The sequence below is a fragment of the Rhizobium sp. SVR5-2C genome, from assembly GCF_056755115.1.
The window spans coordinates 1-238 of record NZ_JBNDHT010000572.1 but is presented as its reverse complement, the minus strand read 5'-3'; the positions used below and the strand labels follow the sequence as shown (position 1 = coordinate 238).

1 protein-coding gene is annotated in these 238 nt (G+C 53.8%); it reads right to left on the bottom strand.

The annotated features are described in order from the left end of the window. Positions 1–238 (bottom strand): cytochrome b/b6 domain-containing protein (locus ACPYOI_RS36945; RefSeq protein ID WP_481424293.1); only part of this gene is annotated, 238 nt, incomplete at both ends.

Below are 238 nucleotides of genomic sequence, written 5' to 3'. Positions count from 1 at the left end.
GTTATACATCATGACAATACCAATCAGCGGCAACGCGATGAACAGCAGATACACCACCAGATGACCAAGATGGGACAGCCCGGTCACCATCGGTTTTGGCTTCGGTTCAATCGGCGGTGCGCGGAATTTAAGGCGAACCACTAAACGCGTCACCATCAACACCAGCACAGAGATGCCGCACGAAACGTGGATCATGTTGATTACCGGCCGGGCGGTGCGTGGGAAGAAGCCTTTGAAC